General features: G+C 72.0%; 4 protein-coding genes. All 4 read right to left on the reverse strand.

What is annotated here, in order from left to right; all coding sequences use genetic code 11:
* Positions 1-120: 120 nt before the first annotated feature.
* The 4 genes from AC1MIR_RS20655 to AC1MIR_RS20670 all read right to left on the reverse strand — a co-directional run bounded on the left by AC1MIR_RS20655 (position 121) and on the right by AC1MIR_RS20670 (position 4458).
* Positions 121-1119 carry a BMP family lipoprotein gene (locus AC1MIR_RS20655; protein ID WP_480030061.1) on the reverse strand — a complete coding sequence of 333 codons (999 nt, stop codon included), beginning with the start codon at positions 1117-1119 and terminating at the stop codon, positions 121-123.
* A gap of 77 nt (positions 1120-1196) precedes the next feature.
* Positions 1197-2072, reverse strand: coding sequence for a DMT family transporter (locus AC1MIR_RS20660; protein ID WP_480030229.1), 876 nt, complete (start codon positions 2070-2072; stop codon positions 1197-1199).
* Entirely contained in the window at positions 2069-3682 is a 1614-nt protein-coding gene (locus tag AC1MIR_RS20665) for an amidohydrolase (RefSeq protein ID WP_480030062.1), read from the reverse strand. The genes AC1MIR_RS20660 and AC1MIR_RS20665 overlap by 4 nt, the downstream gene beginning before the upstream one ends.
* Complete coding sequence (locus AC1MIR_RS20670) at positions 3679-4458, reverse strand: NAD(P)/FAD-dependent oxidoreductase (protein ID WP_480030063.1); 780 nt, start codon at positions 4456-4458, stop codon at positions 3679-3681. The genes AC1MIR_RS20665 and AC1MIR_RS20670 overlap by 4 nt, the downstream gene beginning before the upstream one ends.
* Positions 4459-4555 lie beyond the last annotated feature (97 nt).

Genomic DNA, 4555 nt, shown 5'->3' on the forward strand with positions numbered 1-4555 from the left:
GGCGGCCCGGCCCCCCCCCGGGGCCCCGGCGGGGGCTTGGCGGGGCCTGTAAGAAGCGGAATCGACAGGATCAGCGCCAATGCGGGGCCCCCGCGAAGCTGCGAAGCGGCTTCGTGGGGATTATTGCACGGGGCAGGAATTGTTCGTCATGAAGTCGTGGACGCTGACGCGGCCGGCCACGATTTCGGCGCGCGCCTGGTCGATGCGGCTGCGCATCTCGGCGGTGACGAGCGGCGCGTTGTTGTCGTCGAAGGCGACGCCGACGCCGTCCTCGGCAAGGCCGAGCACCGTGCGGCCGGTGCGGAACTGGCCGGCGCGCGCCTGCTCGAAAGCCAGCCGCGTCGCGACATCCACGCGCTTCAGCATGGAGGTCAGCACGCGGCCGGGATGCAGGTGGTTCTGATTGGAATCCACGCCGATACCGAGCCGGCCCGCATCGGCCGCGGCCTGCAGCACGCCCGTGCCGGTGCCGCCGGCGGCGTGGAAGATCACATCCGCGCCGCGCTCGATCTGGCTGCGCGCCAGCTCGCCGCCGCGCACCGGGTCGCGCCAGGCGGCCGGGGTGGAGCCGGTCATGTTCTGGAAGACCTGGATCTCGGGGTTCACCGCCCGCGCACCCTGCACATAGCCGCAGGCGAACTTGCGGATCAGCGGGATGTCCATGCCGCCGACGAAGCCGATGCGGCCGGAGCGGCTGGCCATCGCGGCCATCATGCCGGCCAGGTAGGAGCCCTGCTCCTCGCGGAACAGCACGGACTGCACGTTGGGCAGCTCCACCACGCTGTCCATGATGACGAAGTTGATGTTGGGGAACTCGGCGGCGACGGTCTGCAGCGCGCTGCGCTGCGCGAAGCCGACCGCGACGATCGGGCTGTGGCCGCGGCGGGCGAAGTTGCGCAGCGCCTGTTCGCGCTGCGGCTCCGCCGTGACCTCGAACTCCGCGACGGCGACGCCGGTGGCGCGCTGGAATTCCTGGCCGCCGCGATGGACGGCCTCGTTGAAGGAGCGGTCGTTGCGCCCGCCCATGTCGAAGACGATGGCGGGGCGGATTTCCTGCGCGGCGGCGAGGCCGCCGGAGAGCACCAGGGCGCCGAGCGCCTTCAGGACGAGCCTACGCATCGGGACGTGCCTCGCGCGGGGTTACGGATCGGTCACGTCTAGCGGAAGCGTTGCGGCCGTCAACGGCTTGTTGCGGGTCAGCCGCGGTTCACCACCCAGATTCCGGCCCCGATCAGCGCCAGGGACACCAGCAGCGGCCAAGTGATCGCCTCGCCCAGCACCAGCGCGCCGGCGGCGGCGGCGAAGACCGGGGTGAGGAACAGGAAGGGCGCGAGCGCCGAGGCCTTGTGGCGCGCCACCAGCCAGAACCATGCGGCGTAGGAGATGAAGGCGACGCCGACCGCCTGGAACAGCAGCGCGCCCCACACCGTCGCATCGGGCGCGAAGAGGCCGCGTTCGCCCAGTGTGAAGCCGAGCGGCAGCAGCAGCGCGGAGGCGGCGAGCTGGTAGAGCAGCGTGCGCTCCGGCGCGATGCGCGTCAGCCGTGTGGCCTTGATCGCCACGATGGTCGCGCCCCAGAAGATGCCGGCCAGCAACGCCAGCAGGTCGCCGAGCAGGCTGGCATCCACCGGGGCCACCAGCCGGCCTGCGAAGGCCGTGACGAGGCCGGCGAAGGCGAGCGCGAGGCCCGCAACCTTGCGCGCGGTCAGCCGGTCGCCCGGCACGAGGAGATGCGCGCCGAGCACCGCCCAGAAGGGCGCCATGTAGAGCAGCACCGTGCCGCGCGCGGCGGTGGTGCGCGCCAGCGCCTCGTACAGCGACCAGAACTCCGCGGCGAAGAGCAGGCCGCAAAGCGCGCCGGGGCCGAGGCTGCCGTCGCGCAGGAAGATCGCCACGCCGCGCCAGCGGCACCAGAGCAGCAGCAGCGGCACGGCGATGACCGAGCGCAGCCCGGCCTGCACCAGCGGCGAGATGCCCTCCAGCCCGAGCTTCACCGCGATCTGTGCGATGCCCCAGGTGGCGCAAAGCGCGACCAGCAGCGCCGCGGCGGAGGCGGGAAGGGCGGCGCTCAGGCGCGGTGGCGGATCACGCCGCCGACGACGGTGGCGACGACCTGCGTGCCGGCGATGGCCGCCGCGTCGCCATCCAGCACGTCACGATCCAGCACGACGAGGTCGGCAAGCTTTCCGACTTCCAGCGAGCCCTTCTCGTGTTCCTCGCGCTGTGCCCAGGCGCCGAGCCAGGTATAGGCATGCACCGCTTCGCGCGCGGTGATCGCCTCCCGTGCATCGAGGTCGGCGCCGGTCGTGGTGCGGCGGGTGACCATCGCGGCGATGGCGGCCCAGGGCGAGACGCGGCAGACGGCGAAGTCCGAATGGCCCGGCGCCGGCACGCCGGCATCGATCAGGCTGCGATGCGGCCACATCCAGCGCATCGCCGCCTGTCCGCGATTGGCGGCATAGGCCTCGCCGAGCTCGTCCATGAAGCCGGTGGCGGAACTGTCCACGAAGCCGCCGCGCTTGAGGCGATCGAGGATCGGCGGCGTCACGTAGCAGCAATGCTCCACGCGCATCCGGTGGTCGGCGACGGGATGGGCGGCGAGCGCGGCCTCCATCACGTCCAGCGCGAAGTCGATGCCGCGGTCGCCCACGCCCTCGATCATCACCTGCAGCCCGGCCTTGTGCGCGGCGCTTGCCCGAGTGGTCAGATCCTCTTTCTCGTAGAGCAGCATGCCGGTGTTCGGCACGGGCTCGCCGGGGACGGGTGCGCCGACATAGGGATCCCAATAGGCGGCGGTGCGGCCGGAGGTGGAGCAGTCCGGGCACCACTCGACGCCGATCAGCCGCAGCCATTCGTCGCCGAAACCCGATCGGATGCCGGCGCCGATCAGGTGCGGGATCAGCGGTTCGTCGCGCCCGCTCGCGATGATGCCCATGCGCATCCGCCAGCGGCCTTCGCGATGCATGTCCTGGTAGGCGCGGATCGCCTTGCCGGGCGTGAGGGAGTTCGCGACCGAGGTGATGCCGGCGGCGAGGCACTGGTCCTGCACCATCTCCATCCCGTCCGCGATGTCGGCTTCGGAATCCTGCCCGTGGACGGCGTTGAGGAAGATATGCGCCGCGGTTTCCCGCACCAGGCCGGTGAGCTTGCCGTCCAGCTTGTCGAAGCGGCCGAAGGCGGGGTCGGGCGTGGCCTCGTCGATGCCGCAGGCGGCGAAGGCGGCGCGGTTCGCCAGGCCGAGATGCCCGTCGGTGCGCAGGATGAAGAGCGGCCGGCCGTTGTTGGCGGCGTCGAGTTCGTCGAGCGTCGGGTAGCCGCCGGATTGCCGCTCGTTGAGGCGATAGAAGGCGCCCCAGCGGCCGGGCGGCAGCTCCGCGCAGCGGCGACGGATCGTATCGAGCAACTCCGCGCGCGTGCGCACGCGGTCGGGCGAGACCAGCGTCCAGCTGCGCAGGCGGATGGCGTAGGCATCGGGGTGCGCGTGGCTGTCCACGATGCCCGGCAGAACGCGCCGGCCCTCGGCCTGCAGCACCGTGGTGCCCGGGCCGATGTGCTGGCGCATCGCAGCGTCGTCGCCGAGGGCGACGATGCGGCCGTTGAGCGCGGCGAGCGCGCTGCATTCGGTGCCTGCCGAGCCCATCGTCGCGATGCGGCCCCCGAGCAGGACGAAGTCGGCGTTCATGCGGCCATCCGATCGAGCTTGTCGCGCAGCTGGTAGTAGGTTCCCACCAGCGGCAGGAACCAGGGGTTGCCCTTGTAGGTCGGGCGTGTCGGGAAGGGCAGGCCGTCCAGCGCGAAGCGCTCGTTCGCGGCGCCTGCGATCTTCAGCGCGGCGTTGTGGCCGAGCCAGGTGGCCATCGCCACGCCGCTGCCCTGGCAGCCCGCGGCGTAGTGGATGCCGTCCTGCACGCCGATATGCGGCAGGCCGTCGAAGGTGAAGGCGACGAAGCCGGTCCAGGCATGGGTGATGCGGCTGTCGCGCAACTCCGGAAAACACTCCGCCATCGTCGCATGCAGCAGCGGCGCGGATTGCTCGGCCGTCGCCTTGCGGAAGCTCGCGCGCCCGCCCCAGAGCACGCGCTTGCCATCGGGCGACGGACGAAAATAGTTCAGCACGCGCTTGCTGTCGCTGATCATGCGGCGGCCGGGGAAAAGGCGGTCCATCGTCTCCGCCGGCAGCTCTTCCGTCGCGATGATGTAGGAGTTGAGCGGCACCAGGCGCCGCGCCAGCCAGGGGCTGGCGGTGCCGCGCCTGTCGAGCGAGTAGCCATTGGTCGCGACCAGCACCGCGTCGGCGCGCAGCTCGCCCTTGTCCGTCGCGATGCGGAAGCCGCCGCCTTCCTGCGCGATGCGCTGCACGCGCACGCCATCCACCAGCGCCGCGCCGGCGCGCGCGGCCGCGGGGGGGGGGGCGGCCGGCGGCGGGGCGGGGGGGGGGGGGGGCCGCGCTCGCCGCAATCGCTACCGCGACGCGGATCGTGGTGGACGGCCTCGGCCTGCCGGCCTTCGCGCCCTTCGCCGAAGAGCTCGCCGCGCGGCGCGCCATCGGCCTGAT

The organism is Falsiroseomonas sp. RANM36, assembly GCF_056682175.1.

Coding starts and splice junctions, on each gene's coding strand:
- AC1MIR_RS20665 (WP_480030062.1), bottom strand. CDS start 3,682: ATGAACGCCGACTTCGTCCTGCTCGGGGGCCGCATCGCGACGATGGGC.
- AC1MIR_RS20655 (WP_480030061.1), bottom strand. CDS start 1,119: ATGCGTAGGCTCGTCCTGAAGGCGCTCGGCGCCCTGGTGCTCTCCGGC.